15 protein-coding genes and 1 pseudogene are annotated in these 16,385 nt (G+C 53.6%); 8 read left to right on the top strand and 8 right to left on the bottom strand.

The window, feature by feature from the left end; genetic code table 11:
• Nucleotides 1-341 precede the first annotated feature (341 nt).
• The 3 genes from SOM82_RS20680 to SOM82_RS20670 are packed head-to-tail and all read right to left on the bottom strand — an operon-like array spanning nucleotide 342 to nucleotide 2,323.
• Nucleotides 342-1,106, bottom strand: a complete 765-nt coding sequence (locus SOM82_RS20680) for an NADPH-dependent F420 reductase (RefSeq protein ID WP_320461654.1) — start codon at nucleotides 1,104-1,106, stop codon at nucleotides 342-344.
• A gap of 17 nt (nucleotides 1,107-1,123) precedes the next feature.
• Nucleotides 1,124-1,858: an NAD(P)-binding domain-containing protein gene (locus tag SOM82_RS20675; RefSeq protein ID WP_501083540.1), complete on the bottom strand. Its 735-nt coding sequence runs from the start codon at nucleotides 1,856-1,858 to the stop codon at nucleotides 1,124-1,126.
• A gap of 30 nt (nucleotides 1,859-1,888) precedes the next feature.
• Nucleotides 1,889-2,323, bottom strand: coding sequence for a MarR family winged helix-turn-helix transcriptional regulator (locus tag SOM82_RS20670; RefSeq protein WP_284554422.1), 435 nt, complete (start codon nucleotides 2,321-2,323; stop codon nucleotides 1,889-1,891).
• 152 nt (nucleotides 2,324-2,475) lie between these two features.
• On the opposite strand from SOM82_RS20670, the pseudogene SOM82_RS20665 reads away from it, so the two are divergent.
• The 6 genes and pseudogenes from SOM82_RS20665 to SOM82_RS20640 all read left to right on the top strand — a co-directional run.
• A pseudogene (locus SOM82_RS20665) lies at nucleotides 2,476-2,681 on the top strand (Tn3 family transposase); the annotation flags it as partial.
• A gap of 215 nt (nucleotides 2,682-2,896) precedes the next feature.
• On the top strand, nucleotides 2,897-5,416 hold the full coding sequence (locus tag SOM82_RS20660; RefSeq protein ID WP_320461655.1) for a type VI secretion system Vgr family protein: 2,520 nt from the start codon (nucleotides 2,897-2,899) through the stop codon (nucleotides 5,414-5,416).
• Nucleotides 5,416-6,705 (top strand): VRR-NUC domain-containing protein, encoded by a 1,290-nt coding sequence (locus SOM82_RS20655; RefSeq protein ID WP_320461656.1) that lies wholly within the window; start codon nucleotides 5,416-5,418, stop codon nucleotides 6,703-6,705. Before SOM82_RS20660 ends, SOM82_RS20655 begins: the two co-directional genes overlap by 1 nt.
• A 12-nt stretch (nucleotides 6,706-6,717) precedes the next feature.
• Entirely contained in the window at nucleotides 6,718-7,932 is a 1,215-nt protein-coding gene (locus SOM82_RS20650) for a type VI immunity family protein (RefSeq protein WP_501083539.1), read from the top strand.
• Between the two features lie 75 nt (nucleotides 7,933-8,007).
• Nucleotides 8,008-9,222, top strand: coding sequence for a type VI immunity family protein (locus tag SOM82_RS20645; protein ID WP_501083538.1), 1,215 nt, complete (start codon nucleotides 8,008-8,010; stop codon nucleotides 9,220-9,222).
• A gap of 70 nt (nucleotides 9,223-9,292) precedes the next feature.
• Nucleotides 9,293-9,565: an arylsulfatase regulator gene (locus SOM82_RS20640; protein WP_320461571.1), complete on the top strand. Its 273-nt coding sequence runs from the start codon at nucleotides 9,293-9,295 to the stop codon at nucleotides 9,563-9,565.
• 167 nt (nucleotides 9,566-9,732) lie between these two features.
• Here the strand turns inward: SOM82_RS20640 and SOM82_RS20635 are convergent, their stop codons facing one another.
• Nucleotides 9,733-10,032, bottom strand: a complete 300-nt coding sequence (locus tag SOM82_RS20635) for a hypothetical protein (RefSeq protein WP_320461572.1) — start codon at nucleotides 10,030-10,032, stop codon at nucleotides 9,733-9,735.
• Between the two features lie 269 nt (nucleotides 10,033-10,301).
• Here SOM82_RS20635 and fdhD point away from each other — a divergent pair, with 269 nt between their 5' ends.
• Together fdhD and SOM82_RS20625 are read left to right on the top strand one after the other, a co-directional pair.
• Nucleotides 10,302-11,138, top strand: coding sequence for a formate dehydrogenase accessory sulfurtransferase FdhD (gene fdhD / locus SOM82_RS20630; RefSeq protein WP_320461573.1), 837 nt, complete (start codon nucleotides 10,302-10,304; stop codon nucleotides 11,136-11,138).
• 112 nt (nucleotides 11,139-11,250) lie between these two features.
• Nucleotides 11,251-11,463, top strand: a complete 213-nt coding sequence (locus tag SOM82_RS20625) for a YdgH/BhsA/McbA family protein (RefSeq protein WP_154128666.1) — start codon at nucleotides 11,251-11,253, stop codon at nucleotides 11,461-11,463.
• Nucleotides 11,464-11,512: 49 nt separating this feature from the next.
• Here SOM82_RS20625 and SOM82_RS20620 read toward each other — a convergent pair whose 3' ends face one another.
• The 4 genes from SOM82_RS20620 to SOM82_RS20605 are packed head-to-tail and all read right to left on the bottom strand — an operon-like array spanning nucleotide 11,513 to nucleotide 16,218.
• A complete protein-coding gene (locus SOM82_RS20620; RefSeq protein WP_320461574.1) occupies nucleotides 11,513-13,255 on the bottom strand; it encodes a putative frv operon regulatory protein in 1,743 nt (580 codons plus the stop codon).
• 9 nt (nucleotides 13,256-13,264) lie between these two features.
• The gene (locus tag SOM82_RS20615; protein WP_320461575.1) at nucleotides 13,265-14,326 is read right to left on the bottom strand and encodes an aminopeptidase; all 1,062 of its coding nucleotides are present in this window, start codon (nucleotides 14,324-14,326) and stop codon (nucleotides 13,265-13,267) included.
• Complete coding sequence (locus tag SOM82_RS20610) at nucleotides 14,316-15,761, bottom strand: PTS fructose-like transporter subunit IIBC (protein WP_320461576.1); 1,446 nt, start codon at nucleotides 15,759-15,761, stop codon at nucleotides 14,316-14,318. The genes SOM82_RS20615 and SOM82_RS20610 overlap by 11 nt, the downstream gene beginning before the upstream one ends.
• A 10-nt stretch (nucleotides 15,762-15,771) precedes the next feature.
• Nucleotides 15,772-16,218, bottom strand: coding sequence for a PTS fructose transporter subunit IIA (locus SOM82_RS20605; RefSeq protein WP_320461577.1), 447 nt, complete (start codon nucleotides 16,216-16,218; stop codon nucleotides 15,772-15,774).
• Nucleotides 16,219-16,385: the final 167 nt, after the last annotated feature.

Raw genomic sequence — 16,385 nt, 5'->3', positions numbered from 1 at the left:
CTCAATTGCCGCCGCCCTGCAACACGAATTATTTTGGGTAATTATTGTTTTCGCGCATGATTGAAAAACAACCACAGCGCTCAAAATTTGATTTATGCCCTCATTTCCACGAGGGGTATGTTTTGAGAATACCACAATGTCGGTAAGCCTGTTCCGACGTGGTTAATACAAAGTGAACGTATTATCACCCTGATGATTATAAAGTGTGATATCGCTCACATTTTTGTTCTGGCTTGTTACGGGGGTGTATCAGCGGTTTGGTTGTGCCACTCCTAAATGAGTAGGTAAGCGGACGTTTGCATTATCGCTCATGCATCGATAAATGAAATATGGCTTACGGATTACATAAAAAGAGCCCGGTGTAATCGAACAATATAATCTGCCGTCGGATTGGATCGCTTATCGCCCATTCGCTCCTGAATAGCCTGAACAGCAATATCCCGACGCGCAGGCAGCCGTGTTTTTTCCGTTGCGGCGATCGCTGACTTCATTTCATCATATGTGAGGTCAGTACAGTAGCAAGGTGCACCCGGCTGTTGACGCCATGACTCCTCAATTGTACCTGCATCGAAAGCGTCGAACCCCGTATCACTGACAAGACGCATAACCATTTTCTTGTGCTCTTCGATATTCCCTGCCACCGGAATTGAAATACGTCCCACCGTGCCCTCTGCTGTACCTTTTGTCGCAAGGGAATCTGAACCTATTGCATTCCACGCCTTCACCAGCGGACGGTTCAGGAGATGCGCCACCCACGCGCTTTCGACCTGACCATCTGAGAACGCATCAATGTTGCCGTCGCGATGTGGATAATAGTTAGAGGTATCAGCAACGATAACATGCTGGGGTAATTTCCGGATCAGAGGAGCGATATCCGCAAGCTTTGCCATAGGTATGGAAAGGATGACAACCTGTGCATCCTGCATGGCACTGACTGCATCAGTTGCTTCAGCGCCCGTTTCAAGCACGTCGGGGGCTATCGTTTCAGGTCCGCGAGAATTGGCGACCTTAACGGAGTAACCGGCAGATGCGAGACTGCGAGCAAGCGTTTTACCGATGTGGCCGGTTCCCAGAACAGCAATCCGGTACTTTTCATTACTAATCATAATTTTCCCTTTTTGGCTCAGGCCGTTACTGCACGGTTACGTTTGACGATAGCATCATGAGTGAGTTGTTCGCCTGCAGACATAAACTCCCTGATCAACGAATCTCTGTTCAGTGGCGCGCGAGTTTTATCCGCTGCCTTAATGGCTGCTTCAAGCTCTCCAGTTTTTAGCTCAGTACAGTAGGCTGGCGTGCCGGGCTGTTGCCGCCATGATTCGCTAAGCGTCCCGGCATCTACTGCATCGAAACCGGTCTGACAGACCAGTTCAAGCGCAACAGATTTTGCTACCGGACTGTCGCCGGCAACCGGGATAGCGATACGGGACGGTGAACCGGCAGCCAGCCCTTTCTCTTGAAGCGTCTGGGCCAGAACAGCGTTCCAGGCTTTGACAAGAGGGCGTTTGACTATTTCACTGGCGTACACGCTTTCAGGTTTGCCTTCACGGAGCTCTTCAATGTCCCCGTCGCGGAAGGGGTAGTAATTAGAGGTATCAATGACGATCACGTTTTCCGGAACATCACGCAAGAGTTCAGCCAATTCAGCATGTTTATCAAAGGGTATAGAAAGGATGATGACGTCCACATCTCGTACGGCCTCCTGGCGCTCAACCGCCAGCGCACCCACTCTTCGTGCCAACTCTGCAATCGTTTCCGGTCCTCTTGAGTTCGCCAGTTTGACCTCATGGCCCTGCACAGAGAGCTTATGTGCCAGCGTCGCACCAATGTTTCCGGCGCCAATAATGCCTATTTTCATACCAGTACCTTTTGTCTGAGTGGAGGATGATCAGTTATCAGCGGGATGGGCAAAGCTATTCAGGGTATCTCGTAACTCCTCGAGCTTTGCATCCGATAACTGACAGGCTGATTTGATTCTTTCGGTTACGCGCCACAGCTCGCTTTGCAAAGCGAGCCCGTCATCGGTGAGGGTAATGAGAACCCGCCTTTCATCTGCGCGATCCCGCGTGCGGATTATGCGTCCGGCAGCCTCAAGTCTTTTTAGAATGGGAGTAATGGTGCCGGTATCCATGCCGAGCTTATTCCCGATATCACCCACTGTACGTGGGGTTCCGTTAAACAACTCCAGCATGACCAGATACTGGGGAAAGGTAAGGCCCAGCGGGTCCAGGAACGGCTTATGTAACCGGTTCATGCGGCTTGCCGCACCATAGAGCGCAAAAGAAAGTTGTGTTCCTATTTCCTGTCGTGACTGCATGTTCATATGCCAACCATTATATTGCTGATGATTATCTAGTGCACTAGATAAAAGCATATAGCAAACTCTTCGTCAGTTAAAGAGTGATGAACGAGTAATTCGTGCGGTATGACAATGACAACAAATCAGGCGGAGAAGTCTCCAGACCGACGGGTACTACCGTCTATATGGAAAGAGCGGTCGATGCCCTGAAGCGTAAAGGGGTGAAGATCAACGAGCAACTGCTGTCGCATTTGTCCCCGCTAGGCTGGGAACACATCAATCTGACAGGCGATTATATCTGGAAAAGTAACCGGATACCGGCTTCCGGTAAGTTTCGTCGGCTGAGGCCAGCTAAAGTAGGAAGGTCAAAAAACAACCTTAACGTACAATAATTTTCGATATCCAAACTGACCCCATGCAGCAAAAAATGTGGCAAATCGTTGAAGGTCACCATAGCGACCGCTTGCCCGAAATTCAAAGGGCCTTGCGGACAGCCGGGAACGCTTGTACTCACTGATTAATATGAAGACAATATCCAGATATAAAGAAGGGTTTCCCCTCCGGGCATGACCGGATAATCACATTCAGGATGGCTCTATGCTGACGGACATAACAGCAGTGACAGGTAACGCCTATACGCTCGAGATTAGTGACAGCCCGGTTATCCCTGATGTTCTGCGTTTTCGGGGGACTGAGGCATTAAGCAAACCTTTCTCCTGGTGTATTGAATTCACCACCCCGCAGAGCAATATTCTCCCCGAACAGGTGTTGATGAAATACGCCAGCTTCACCATGCGAAACAGCAAGGTGGTGCATGGCATCATTACCCGCCTGGAGTGGCTTTCTACCAGTGCCGATGAATCCCACTACAGCATTGTCCTCGAATCCCGACTTGCTCTTTTGACCCACTCCCGCCGCTGTGCCCTTTACCAGAACCTTTCTGTACCCGAGGTGGTGGAGCAGGTGCTGCGTCAACATGGTCTGGAAGGTGCTGACTTCGAGTTTCGTCTGTCACGGCAGTATCCTGTCCGTGAGCTGATAACACAGTGGCGTGAAACTGACCTTGAATTTATTCAGCGTATCCTTTCTGAAGTCGGTATCTGGTTTCGTCAGACGATGAACGACGTCACTGAAATGGATGTGACGGTGTTTGGCGACAATCAGTTTCATTATCTGTTTAACGGTGTCCTGCCGTATCACGAGCCCTCTGGCTTGCATGACGGCGCAGAGCTGTGTTGCTGGGGTGTTCGCACCTGGCATAACACTGTCACGGGTACGGTCGGTACCCGTGATTACAACCCCCGGGCTGCGTCCGAACCTATGGATACCGCGGTTTCGGTCCGTTCTCCCGCCGTCACCACGGGCGAACATTACCGTTACGCTGAACCGTATCGTGATGCCGGAGACGACACCACCTCTGAGCCGGAAACCGAAAGTGGCGCGTTCTACGCCCGGCTTCACCATGAACGCGAACTGAATAAATCTGCCCGCGTGCAGCTGTTCAGCAATGCGTACTGGTTAAGCCCAGGGATGGTGATTGAGCCGGAAGGGATTAACCTCCGCGACCTGAGTGACGGTGTGATGATCACCGACACCTCATTGACGGGCTCCCGCGATTCGAGCCTGCATGTCACGGTGCAGGGCATGCCGTACCGGGAAGAATACGGCTTCCGGCCGTCTGAAGTCGCTCGACCGGAAATTCACGGCACCCTGCCTGCGCGTGTGGAAAGCCGCGAAAAGAACGACACTTACGCGCATCTCGATGAGCACGGTCGATACCGGGTGCGGCTGGATTTCAATCTGGATGACTGCGAACCGGGTTACGCACACCCCTGGCTTCGGATGGCAAAACCCTATACCGGCGATAGCTACGGCTGGCACACGCCTCTTATCGACGGGACGGAAGTGGCGATTGCTTACAGCAACGGTGATATCGACCTGCCGTATATCTCACACGCCTTCCACGACTCAGAACACCGCGATGTGGTTAATCGCGATAACCGTAGCCAGAACATCCTGCGCACCGCTGCCCGTAATGAACTTCGCATGGAAGACAAGCGCGGCGAGGAGCATATCGCTCTCTCCACTGAGTTCGGTAAAAGCCAGCAAAACCTGGGGAATATCACCGACGCGCAGGGCAAACCGCGTGGTCAGGGCTTTGAGCTCAGGACCGATGAACGGGGCGTTATTCGTGTCGCAAAGGGGTTGTTTATCAGCGCCGACGGGCAACAAAAAGCAGCCGGAGACGTGCTGGATATGGGCACGGCGCTGCGGGAAATCGACCTCTGCCTGCAACAGCGCCAGCAACTGGAAATGGCGGCAGAACAGGCGCAGGCCCTGAAAGCGGACGTAGACAGCCAGATCCGCATGTTCAATGAACGCCTGAAGCCCCTCAATGAAACGCTGCTCTTCTCCGCCCCGGAAGGTGTGGCGCTTACCTCCGGTGAGCATATGCAGCTCGCGGCGGCCGGGAATGTTGCCATCAATGCCGGAGGCGATATCAGCGTGGGCGTGATGGGCAATATGACGGTGCTGGCGGGTGACAAAATCGGTATGTTCGCCCGCACCGGGCAACTGAACCTGAAAGCCAGTGAAGGCCCGATTGAGATGCAGGCCCGGAACGGCAACATGCGGCTGTTTGCTGAGAACAAACTCACCCTGACCTCTGAAGCTGACATCTCGTTTACCGGCAAGAAACGCATCACGCTGATTGGCGGCGGCAGCTACCTGAAACTGGAAGCGGGAAAAGTGGAATACGGCACGACGGCGACCTATCTGCGGCGGGTGAAGCGATCGATGACGGCGGCTGCACAGAGTATGCCGATGAAAATGCCGCGTATGGGGACTTCGCATATCTACTCGGCTATCTATCAGTTGCAGGACAAAAACGGCAACATTCTGGTCAATACACCCTATCGCCTCACCACTCCATCAGGCCAGACAGCAACGGGGTACAGCGATAACGAAGGCCGCTCCGTGCCGGTTTATACCCGTCAGCAGGAGGAGGTGGAACTGCATGTCCTGACGAAAACACCACAACCGGAAGAACCGATGTGGTTTGTGGGGGAAGCCGATACGCAGCAACTGGAAACCGAACTCAGGGAGAACCCGTCATAATGGAAATGCCCGATTTACCCGATACACCAACAGGGACACCCGATATACCCTCCGGGGCGACCAACCAGCCTTGGGACTGCACCACGACGGGCGTCGAAATGGTCGAGAAACAGTCACGTCTGCCGACCACGGAAAACCGTCAGTACCTGCATATCAAAGTCGAATACGCCATGCGTTTTCCGCAACTGTCGGCACAAATCCGCCGGGAAGGTAAAACTTACCGGATGAGCCTTAAGCAGACCATGATGAGTGGGCTTATTCGCGTGGATGAAATCGCCCGAAACTACTGCTGGTACTACAAGGCGGAGGTGGCGTTTGATATGCGCACCACGCCGCCCCGTCCTTTTCTGAGCAGTACGCTGCTGAAAAAAGACGGCGCAGGCAGACGCCACACCACCAATCCCTTCCCGGTGCCCGGCAGGGGCATTTACCGCCGTCCTGACATCATTATTGTGAAAGACAAACAGGATCGCTGGCCGGGACTGGCAGGGCCGGACACCGAAGGCAATATGCACGGTGACAATCTGGCACGCCTGGTTGAGGTGAAGTTTCCGGGGGATGTTCTTTATCGGGATCAGTACGACGAATATATGAAGATTGTGGGCAGGAACCGAACCCGCATGACCATTCTGGAGATCCACGACTGTCGCCCGGAAGAGCGGCAGTGGGTTGACCAGGTGGTCAACGTGACGATGAAAGCCTGGCAGACCAGCAAAGCGAAATACTGGCCGCTGGCTCTCTACCCTCCTATTTTCATGCCCCGTCCGCCATCAACCCCCGTTGCTGCCAGAATAGAGCCCTGGACTTACGCCGGTAAAGCCGTCGCTGACCTCAGTGAGGGGGCGGTGCGTGGTGTGGCTGAAGGCTGGAACGCCCTGTCAAAAGAGACGCAGCAGGTTATGAATTCTGCGGCCAGCTGGCTGAACGACAGCGGTGAGTGGGTTTACCGGCAGGGTAACGAGGCCTGGGTCTGGGCCAGCAAAACCGGGAAGTCGGTAAAATCCTGGACCAACGCCCAGATTAAAGCCGCATGGGCAGAAATACAGTACGCCACGGATATGACGCTCGATATGCTGAAACAGGTGGACTGGGTACAGGTTTTAACCAACGTCGCGAAAACGGTCGGCGTTATTCTGGTTGCCGTGGGTATCGGCGTTCTGGTGGTGACGCTGGGTATCCCGGAAGCCATTATTGGCGCATTTTTACTGATTGTTCGTCTGGCAATAAGTGCCTGGGAAGCCCTCGCGGCTATTCTCGGCACAGGCACAGCGACACTGGCAGCCGGTTAAACAGGAGCAGGTATGGAATTGCAGGATTTTGAGCTGAACTACATCGAGAAATGGCTACCGGAAGCTTCCGTGAAATACAAAGACGGCAGCCCGGCGGTCAATCTCGGTCTGATTATCACCGTCTTTTTTAAAGACGGCCATACGCCGGAAGTGCGTCGCAGGATGGTGGAGTGCGTGGATCGCTTCTATGGCGAGTTTAAACCCTGGCTGAAAAAAACAATCACCAAAAACTGGGTTGGCATTACTGAGAAAAATTACGCCAAAAAGCGGCAGGAGATCCTCGACTCAACCCCCGAAGAGATTTTTTCCTGGTATCTGGGTAGCGCAGAGAAAGATTTTTTTGCCCCTGATTACAGTATTTTAATTATGGGCAAGCGAATTTTTCATAATGACAATGATCGCTCAGTCATTAAGCTAACATTCCCATTTTCACTGCTGAAAGAACCTGATGGAAAGCAGCGTTATGAAGCCTGGCTGATGTGGCTCTGTGACACCTTTTCGGTGGAAAGTGGTTATGCAGGGTTGTCGTTTGCACTCCCTTATGCCCGTGAACGGATGTTCCCGTATGAATATGCGCTGGCCCAGCGTTTTTCCGGCGTGATGGTGGACTCACTGGGAACACTGGAAGGCGGTGGAGCTATCATAGGCCTGAAAGGTGCCAGCTGGTATACCATTCTCGGTACGCCGTGGCTGGAAAAACTGGGGGGTGCGGAAAAATTAACGCATCGTTTAGCCAAAACCCCCGAAATCAGCCTGCTGCCCTATAACAATGGTGTCGTTCTTAAAGCCGGTGAACTCCCCCCTCCATTGGGTGATGTGAAAACAGAAGGTTTATCGCCGTTGCTGGTCAAAGTTAACCAGCTCATTAGACCCGTGCGGTTTAATGAATCAAGATCCCTTCATTTCTATTCTGAATATGAAGGGCTTCAATTCGACAAAGAATCCACCATGAAGTGGTACAGGCGTTTCGACGAAGCCAGCGCTCTGCTGGATAAAGACGATATCGGTAAATCCTACGAACCGGTGCGTATTAGCCGCTGGACCGACGAAACAGCGCCCTATGCCGGGCAGTGGGCATCGATTGTTAACGGCACCACTGAATATATCCAGACCCGCGAAGGGCAGAAAATGCCGCCCTTTGAAGATAAGTACGGTAAGCAACACCGCGCTTGCTGGAAGCTGCTGAAACGTGATGACAAAGGTAGCGTCTATACACTTCCAGAGTAACGTCATGTGCTAAATCATTCTCATATTCTCGGTACGGGGACGGCGGCACTGGCGGCCGGTTAAACAGGAGCAGGTATGGAATTGCAGGATTTTGAGCTGAACTACATCGAGAAATGGCTGCCGGAAGCCTCCGTGAAGTACAAAGACGGTAGCCCGGCGGTCAATCTCGGTCTGATTATCACCATCTTTTTTAAGGACGGCCATACGCCGGAAACCCGCCGCAGGATGGTGGAGTGCGTGGATCGCTTCTATGGCGAGTTTAAACCCTGGCTGAAAAAAACAATCACCAAAAACTGGGTTGGCATTACTGAGAAAAATTACGCCAAAAAGCGGCAGGAGATCCTCGACTCAACGCCCGAAGAGATTTTTTCTTGGTATCTGGGTAGCGCAGAGAAAGATTTTTTGGCCCCCGATTACGACATTCTTATCATGGGCAAAAGGGTGTTTCATAATGACAATGACCGTTCAGTTATCAAACTGACATTCCCATTGTCCTTGCTAAAAGAGCCTGATGGAAAGCAGCGTTATGAAGCCTGGCTGATGTGGCTCTGTGACACCTTTTCGGTGGAAAGTGGTTATGCCGGGTTGTCGTTTGTTCTTCCTTACGCATTTGAGCGGATGTTCCCCTATGAATTTGACTTAGCACAACGTTTTTCCGGCGTGATGGTAGATTCTCTTGGGACGCTTGAAGGCGGGGAAGCCGTTGAGGGGCTGAAAGGTGCCTGCTGGTATACCATTCTGGGCATGCCTTGGCTCGAAAAATTGGGGGGCGCGGAAAAATTAACGCATCGTTTGGCCAAAACGCCTGAAATCAGCCTGCTGCCCTATAACAATGGTGTCGTACTCAAAGCCGGTGAACTTCCCCCGCCACTGGGAGAGATGAAAACAGAAGGTTTATCGCCGCTGCTGGTGAAGGTAAACCAGATTATTCGTCCCATTCGCTATGATGGACACAATGGTCTGCATTTTTACTCAGAATATGAAGGACTTCAGTTTGAAGAAGCGTCTTCAATGGCATGGTTTGCCCGTTTCGACGAAGCCAGCGCCCTGCTGGATAAAGACGATATCGGTAAATCCTACGAACCGGTGCGTATTAGCCGCTGGACCGACGAAACAGCGCCCTATGCCGGGCAGTGGGCATCGATTGTTAACGGCACCACTGAATATATCCAGACCCGCGAAGGGCAGAAAATGCCGCCCTTTGAAGATAAGTACGGTAAGCAACACCGCGCTTGCTGGAAGCTGCTGAAACGTGATGACAAAGGTAGCGTCTATACACTTCCTGAGTAACGTCATGTGCTAAATCATTCTCATAGAGGGCGAGTGCCTGCTTGCCCCCTACAAAGACCCGAGGATAGAAATGATCGAGTTAAGCGCAGAACAACACCAACTGGCGAAGATAGTTCATGAGTATGCCTGTCGATTTCCTTCGACAGAAAATGGTGATGCCCATCTACTACAGGGCTGCTATGACTATATGGAGACGTTCAAACAAGTACTCGACAGTTCATCAAAAATCCAAATTGACTACATTTGTCAGCAATACAACGGATTTTTTCGCTTCGCAAAACTGATGGAGTTACTGGCACAGGGTATTGCAGATGGCGTTATTGAGGTTCCGAAGGATCATTAACGAACAAGCGTAACAGGTGGGGAATTTCGGTAATACCAGCGCGGCCCCAATAAAGACGTGTTTCATATAATAGGATCAGCGCAAGATCCTTTTTTGTTCTTAAAAATATACCAGCATACTAAATGGTTAAAAAATGTACTTAGCGTACGTTTTCGTACGGTTGGGCTTCAGACCCCTTTAACGGCAAATTCCTTATAGATGCCGTCTTGTGTCGAAGAGATGTTATAGCGACTTAGTACGTCTTTTTTATCCATTGAAAAGCAGACATGTTCTTTATCAACAAAGATTGCGCACCAGGGTGCAGCACGATCGCGTACTCCACACCCTGCAACAGCTAACAGTAACAAAGCGAGAGCTCGATGAACCCAGACCAGGTTGTAGTGAATGCTGGAACCATAAAGCGAGCTGGCGAGCTGACTCTCACCGAGCGTTAACCGACGCAAACCGCCAATATCAATATCGTTCATTTCCCTGATCATTTATCAACCATCCTCAATGGTAAAAACCCTTTATTACTCCTTACCTCACATTTGTACTTGCGAGAAAGTGCGGGAATTAAGTGCTATAACGCACGTTGGAACGCGCGCTGTCCCTTGTGTTTCCGCTATTGTCTGGGTTTACAAATGCCCTATTCATCTCAGTATGGCTGCCGAAAAGTTGATCCATACTATGCGCAAGACCTGCGGATTGTGATGCAATAGCAGGCTCACCTTTGTGGTTGTTCAGGAATACCGTAGTGTCAAAACAGAATCGTGATACCCATTCGTCTCCGCTGCCTGCTGGCGTCGTTGAACAGCCGGTACACAGACCCCCACAGATTAACGTCGCCATCCCCGATTTTCTGGCGCAAGAAGTGCCTGTGGCACTGGTCTATAACGGAATTTCCCATGTTGTGATGATGGCCTCGCCCAAAGATCTGACGCTTTTCGCGATGGGCTTTTCGCTCTCGGAGGGCATTATCGAGCGGCCGCAGGAAATCTACGGCATGGAAGTGGTTCAGGCATGCAACGGCCTTGAAGTACAAATTGAGCTTTCAAGCCGCCGCTTTATGGGGCTAAAAGAGCGTCGACGCGCGCTTGCCGGGCGCACGGGCTGTGGCGTGTGCGGTGTGGAGCAACTTAACGATATCGGCAAGCCGATTGTCCCGCTGCCCTTTACCCAGACGTTTAATCTTGGGCATCTCGATCATGCGCTCGCCCATCTCAACGACGTTCAGCCCATCGGGCAACTCAGCGGCTGCACGCATGCTGCGGCCTGGGTGCTGCCATCAGGTGAAATTGCGGGTGGGCATGAAGATGTCGGGCGGCACGTCGCGCTGGATAAACTGCTTGGACGCCGCGCGGGTGAAAGCGACGCCTGGCATCAGGGCGCGGCGCTGGTATCCAGCCGAGCGAGCTATGAGATGGTGCAAAAAGCGGCGATGTGCGGCGTCGAAATCCTGTTTGCCGTTTCGGCGGCGACGACCCTTGCCGTTGAGGTGGCGCAGCGCTGCAACCTGACGTTAGTCGGCTTCTGCAAGCCGGGAAGGGTGACGGTCTATACTCATCCGCAGCGCCTTATTGTTAATCAGTAAATTTGAATAACGTGAGCAAATCCTTCCGCTTTTAGTTGTTGATGATGAGGCCTATTATTATCACATCAAGGCACAACGCCTTATCTAAACAACTTACTGAAGGATTTATATCATGAAAAGCATCAAAACTTTTGTCGCAGTTATCGCTCTTGCCGCTTCTTTCGGTTCATTCGCTGCTCAGACCGTAACCGCCACCTCGTCTACCATTGATGGCGCAGAAGCAAAAATTGCTACTCAGGCTCAACAGGCTGGCGCGTCTTCTTACACCATTACTCAGGCTTTCTCGGGTAACCGTGTACACATGACCGCTGAACTGAACAAATAAGCACGAAGCCACTGTCCCCTGCTCATCCGGGCAGGGACAGGTTTTTCCCTCAACGCAGTAACGCTATAAACCCCTCGTAGTCCGTTATATTCTCGATTGTCTCGGCCGAATGACCGTTCAAAACGCTTGCCAGAAAGCTAAAAACTTTCAGCTCCTGTCGATTCGCGGCGCTGGCGCAGGCCATCACCAGATGCTTTACCTCTTCGCCGTTCACGCTGAGCGCACGTTCAAGGGTCACGAAAAATCCGCGAAAGGATTTCGACTGCTCGCTCCAGCAATGGGGAATCGCAATACGATTCACGATCAGGTTTTCCCCCTCCAGCTCTCGCTGGCAGATCCGCAGGGCTTCCACTGGCGTCAACAACTCTCTGGCACTTAACTGTTTGGCGATCGCCGCGATAATCTTCGCCCAGCTTTCATTCGCTGCGTTGTGATAGTGAAAATACCCTTCGGCGGGGAAAAATCGTTCCGGCTGCTGGCGAATAAACGCGGAGGCGAGAAAATCCTTAATCTGATCGATACCGGCGGCGGTGATGATATTGCGGATCGTCAGAACGTGGCGCGGCCCGCAGTCCAGCACGTCGTGGCCGTTATTGACGATAAGCGTTGGCGTCAGCTCTTCGCATACGGCGGCAAGTTCATCCCGTGTGCGTACCACAATCACCCGGCAGTTCAACACCTCGCGCTCAATCGCCATTTGATTGATGGCGGCAATCGCATTCTGATCGGCAACCAGCACAACCGGCGTCGATTCATGTTGGTGTCGCTCCAGCGCGCAGGCGAAGTAAAGTCCCGGCAGATCGCTGTCAATCACGGGAACATCCATTAACGTTCGCAGATGATTGATGAATTTGACGCTCATATCAAACGCAGCAGGCCAGGCGGCCTTGAGATTATTCATTGACCCCTGACGAATTTCTGCCAGCCATTGCGGCATCGCCACGCAGCGCTTGAGATGGCCGGTCAGATCGTCAATCAGCTGCGCATCCACCACATGCGGTGAGCCTGCGCTGGCGCTGGCGGTAAGTAATTCCGTCACCCGGGCGGGCGTGATGTCGTTGGCGTGCTGCTGTAAATCATCGAGCAGCGCCGCCAGACGTCCGAGTATCGCGGTATTTATCCAGATCCCGGCGCGATCCGTACAGCTGCGCAGTGAGTGAGAATGTGCGCCTGAAGAGGGCGCAGGCAGTTGCTCGCGCAGGGCGTACACTGCCAGAATCAGGCTGATCAGATAGTCTGCGGAGATGTCGGGCCAGTCCGCCAGACGACGGCAATGCTCCTGAAGCACGGCGAACGAGGCGGGCGTGACGCCGACAAGAGGAGAAACAAAGGGATCTTTGCGAAACAGATTTGCCAGCAGCATGATGCGTTTGCTTTCGCCAACGTCGATAAAATGCCCGGCTCCCGGACGACTCGCCAGGGTGAAGGTTTTGGCGTGGCGCGTTTTCAGCCGTGGCAGACGCTCCGCGACCCAGGCGTCAGGCAAATCCAGCGCATCGGCAAGCTGAGCGCGGGAAATGACCGGGTGGATCAGCAGCAGGGCCAGCATCCGGTCATCATTATCATGGCGTTGTAAAAGCTGGAAATAGCTTTTTCTGTCAACGATTTCCAGCTGATACCGGGCATTGCCCGCCGTGCGAATGTGCGCCTTTCCGCTCAGGGTAAAGTTAAGATAATCAATATCCCGCAGGATGGTGCGGGCCGAAACGCCAGTCTGCCGCGCCAGCACGCTGAGCGTCACGGGCTGTGATTCAAGGGCATCAAGCAGGGAAAACTGGCGTTCATTCAACATGCTGCATCCTTAGCGAAATTGCGTAAACGCGGCGATGTGCTCCTCGTCGAGGGACATCAACAGCTCATGCACGATGGTGAAAGCCGCGTCGTAATCCGTTGCTGAAATCATACCGCTATTGGCATGCAGATAACGTGTCGGCAGGCAAAGCGCCACCACCGGGCGACCCCCGCCCATAACGTTATACCGCCCGCCGTCGGTCGCCCCGGTTTTCATGGTGCTAAATTGCAGCGCCGCTTCCCGTTTTTCGGCGCTCGCTTTCAGTGCCGCCAGCAGTTTCTGATTTGGAAAATAGCGTTTGTCGAACAGCATCACCCCAGGACCCAGGCCGAGTTTCAGCGGATATTTCACCGCGTCGATACCCGGCACATCGCCCGCCACGGCGGTATCCAGCACGATCACGACATCTGGTTTAATGGTCTCGGCGGAGGTTTGCGCCCCGCGCAGGCCCACCTCTTCTTCCACGCTCCCGACGCCGTAAAGAGTGATATTCGGGTTAGTGACGCTCTGGAAAAGCTCGGCCATTAGCGCGCAACCGACGCGGTTATCCAGCGCTTTGGCGACAATTTTGTCTTCACCCCAGCGAGCAAAATTGGCTTCCGGGCTGATGAAATCGCCCATCGCAATGCCGTATTTTTCCACCTCTTCGCGACTGTTCGCGCCAATATCGACAAACATCTCGTCAAAGGTCATAGGCTGCTGTTTTTGTTTTTCGCTCAACGCATGGGGGGCGACAGAGCCGATTACGCCGGGGATTTTACTCCCGCTGCGGGTGCGGAGGGTCACGCGATGGTTCAGCATCGACTGGCTCCACCAGCCGCCGATGGTGTCGAAGCGAATAAAGCCCTCGTCGGTGATATGGGTGACCATAAAACCGACTTCATCCATGTGTCCGACGATGGCGACTTTCGGGCCGCGCGTGCCTTTGCGGGCGATAAAGCTGCCCAGCCCGTCAAAGCGGATTTCATCAGCGTGATTTTCCAGGGTGCCGATAAGAACATCGCGTACCTCCTGCTCATCGCCGCTGACTGCACTGCAATCGCACAGGGTTTTCAGTAAATCAATGTTCATGGGAGATCTCCAGCCGGGCCGCCTGACGTTTCAGCCACCAGCTTTTCAGTAGAATAATCAGCGAAATATTCAGCGCCAGGCCGATGGCCAGCACCAGATAGAAAGAGCCTGCCGGAGACATCAGGCCGATCAGCGGATCGAACACGCCCAGCCCCGGCGCCAGCCGCTGAATGCCAAAGGAGATGGTCAGCATGCCCGCGATACCGCCGCTCAGGGTATTGGCGGTCAGCATCGGCAGTGGCGCGGCGAGCGCGTAAGGAATCGCAGGCTCGGTGGCGACAGTTGCTCCCACCACAATCGCGCTGCTGGCTGCCGCTTTCTCCTGCGCGGTAAAGAGTTTCGGGGCGAGATAAGTCGCAATGCCTGCCGCGACGGGCGGCATCAGCGCGACGACGCCGACGATGGCATACCAGTCGTAGATATGTTTTTCCAGCAGCGAAAAGCAGAAGAACCACGCGGTTTTGTTGACCGGGCCGCCCATGTCGAAGGCCAGCATTGCGCCGACGAGGAACGCCGCACCGAGTTTCATCGACGGCGGGATCGTGTTGAGAAAATGCAGCAGACCGCCCATCAGATCGGACATCAGCGGCCCAATCACGTAATAGGTCAGCACGCCAAACAGCAGCAGGGTGATAAACGGGATCAGCATCGACCCAAGCAGCGGCTGTAGCGCCTTGCCCAGTTTGAGCTTACGGAACCACAGCACGAAATAGCCAATCGCCAGGCCAAGCACCACCGCGCCGAGAAAACCCGCGCCGGACTGAGTACCCAGCAGCCCTTTGTCATTCGCCAGATAGCAGACCAGAAACGCAGGCGCAAACGCCGGTTTATCGCCAATCGACAGGGCGATGTAGGCGCCCATAATCGGGATCATAAAGGTGAATCCCAGATAACCAATCGACTCGATCACCCAGGTAAACGACGGCGCGCCTTTCGCCATATCCGTGTAAGGCAGCCCAAACTGCACCAGCATATTGGCGAGGGCGACAAGAATACCGCCGCCAATCACAAACGGCAGCGCCGCCGACACGCCCGCCATGAGATGACTCATCACGCTGCCCTGTTGCACCTCCTGTTTACCCAGCTTGACGCTGTTATCGGCGGAGAAAAGCTGCGATTGTGTAGGTAAATGTTCAAAAATGGCGTCGATGTTTTTTAACGCCTGCGAGACAGGGATTTGATAAACCTGTTTGCCGGCAAATCTTGCCCGGTCCTCAGCGCTCAGGCCGCGACCGGTCGCCAGAATCACATAATCAGCGGCGTGAATGGCGGCATCGCTCAGGTGATTTTCTACTCCGCTCGAACCCTGGGTCTCCACCTGAATGGTGTGGCCCAGGGCGCGTGCCTTGCGCTCCAGCGCCTCGGCCACCATATAGGTGTGCGCAATGCCCGCCGGACAGTTGGTGATCGCCACCAGGCGGAATGATTTTTCCATGATTTGCCCCTTATTGGCTTAGCGTCTGGTTTAACAGCGCCAGAATCTGGTCGGCATCGCCCACTTTGAGCTGCGCGATAAAATCGGCGTGAATAATTTTGCGGCACAGGCTGCCGATCACTTTCACCTGGTCGTCCTCGCCCTCCCGGGGCACGCCGAGGCAGATCCAGCAGGTGACGAGCTCGTCATCGCTGGCTTTCCAGTCCACGCCCGCCGTCTGGCGCGCGAAGAGGATGAAGGGATGTTTGACCGTCGCGCTCTTGCCGTGCGGCACCGCGATGCCTGAACCAAATCCGGTGGAATGCTGTTTTTCGCGCAGTAACAGCGTCTGCAAAAAGGCGCTGCGATCGGTGATAAAGCCATTCTGAAAGGCCATATCGGACAGAGCTTTCAGCACGGAATAGGCGCTATTGCCATGGATATCGAGGTTAATGCAGTGAGGGGTTAGAAGGGCCATCGTGCCGCTCCGTCAGAGAATGTCTGAACCCATTCTACGGCGGGGCGACGGGGCCTATGAGAGGGAATATGTCAGCGCACGCTGACAAGAGAGCAGGGAAGCGCAGGGGATAATTGTGGGCGAAGCCACATTCTCAGAGGAGAGGTATTCCCTGATGAATACTTCAT

It is taken from the genome of Lelliottia sp. CFBP8978 (assembly GCF_034046055.2).
GTDB lineage: Bacteria > Pseudomonadota > Gammaproteobacteria > Enterobacterales > Enterobacteriaceae > Enterobacter.
Note: the sequence above shows the minus strand (reverse complement) of the source record. Positions and strands in the feature narration are given on the sequence as shown.

Bases quoted from the DNA above. Each gene is read 5' to 3' on its own strand.
- SOM82_RS20680 (WP_320461654.1), bottom strand. From the start codon at position 1,106: ATGATTAGTAATGAAAAGTACCGGATTGCTGTTCTGGGAACCGGCCAC.
- SOM82_RS20675 (WP_501083540.1), bottom strand. From the start codon at position 1,858: ATGAAAATAGGCATTATTGGCGCCGGAAACATTGGTGCGACGCTGGCA.
- SOM82_RS20670 (WP_284554422.1), bottom strand. From the start codon at position 2,323: ATGAACATGCAGTCACGACAGGAAATAGGAACACAACTTTCTTTTGCG.
- SOM82_RS20660 (WP_320461655.1), top strand. From the start codon at position 2,897: ATGCTGACGGACATAACAGCAGTGACAGGTAACGCCTATACGCTCGAG.
- SOM82_RS20655 (WP_320461656.1), top strand. From the start codon at position 5,416: ATGGAAATGCCCGATTTACCCGATACACCAACAGGGACACCCGATATA.
- SOM82_RS20650 (WP_501083539.1), top strand. From the start codon at position 6,718: ATGGAATTGCAGGATTTTGAGCTGAACTACATCGAGAAATGGCTACCG.
- SOM82_RS20645 (WP_501083538.1), top strand. From the start codon at position 8,008: ATGGAATTGCAGGATTTTGAGCTGAACTACATCGAGAAATGGCTGCCG.
- SOM82_RS20640 (WP_320461571.1), top strand. From the start codon at position 9,293: ATGATCGAGTTAAGCGCAGAACAACACCAACTGGCGAAGATAGTTCAT.
- SOM82_RS20635 (WP_320461572.1), bottom strand. From the start codon at position 10,032: ATGAACGATATTGATATTGGCGGTTTGCGTCGGTTAACGCTCGGTGAG.
- SOM82_RS20625 (WP_154128666.1), top strand. From the start codon at position 11,251: ATGAAAAGCATCAAAACTTTTGTCGCAGTTATCGCTCTTGCCGCTTCT.
- SOM82_RS20620 (WP_320461574.1), bottom strand. From the start codon at position 13,255: ATGTTGAATGAACGCCAGTTTTCCCTGCTTGATGCCCTTGAATCACAG.
- SOM82_RS20615 (WP_320461575.1), bottom strand. From the start codon at position 14,326: ATGAACATTGATTTACTGAAAACCCTGTGCGATTGCAGTGCAGTCAGC.
- SOM82_RS20610 (WP_320461576.1), bottom strand. From the start codon at position 15,761: ATGGAAAAATCATTCCGCCTGGTGGCGATCACCAACTGTCCGGCGGGC.
- SOM82_RS20605 (WP_320461577.1), bottom strand. From the start codon at position 16,218: ATGGCCCTTCTAACCCCTCACTGCATTAACCTCGATATCCATGGCAAT.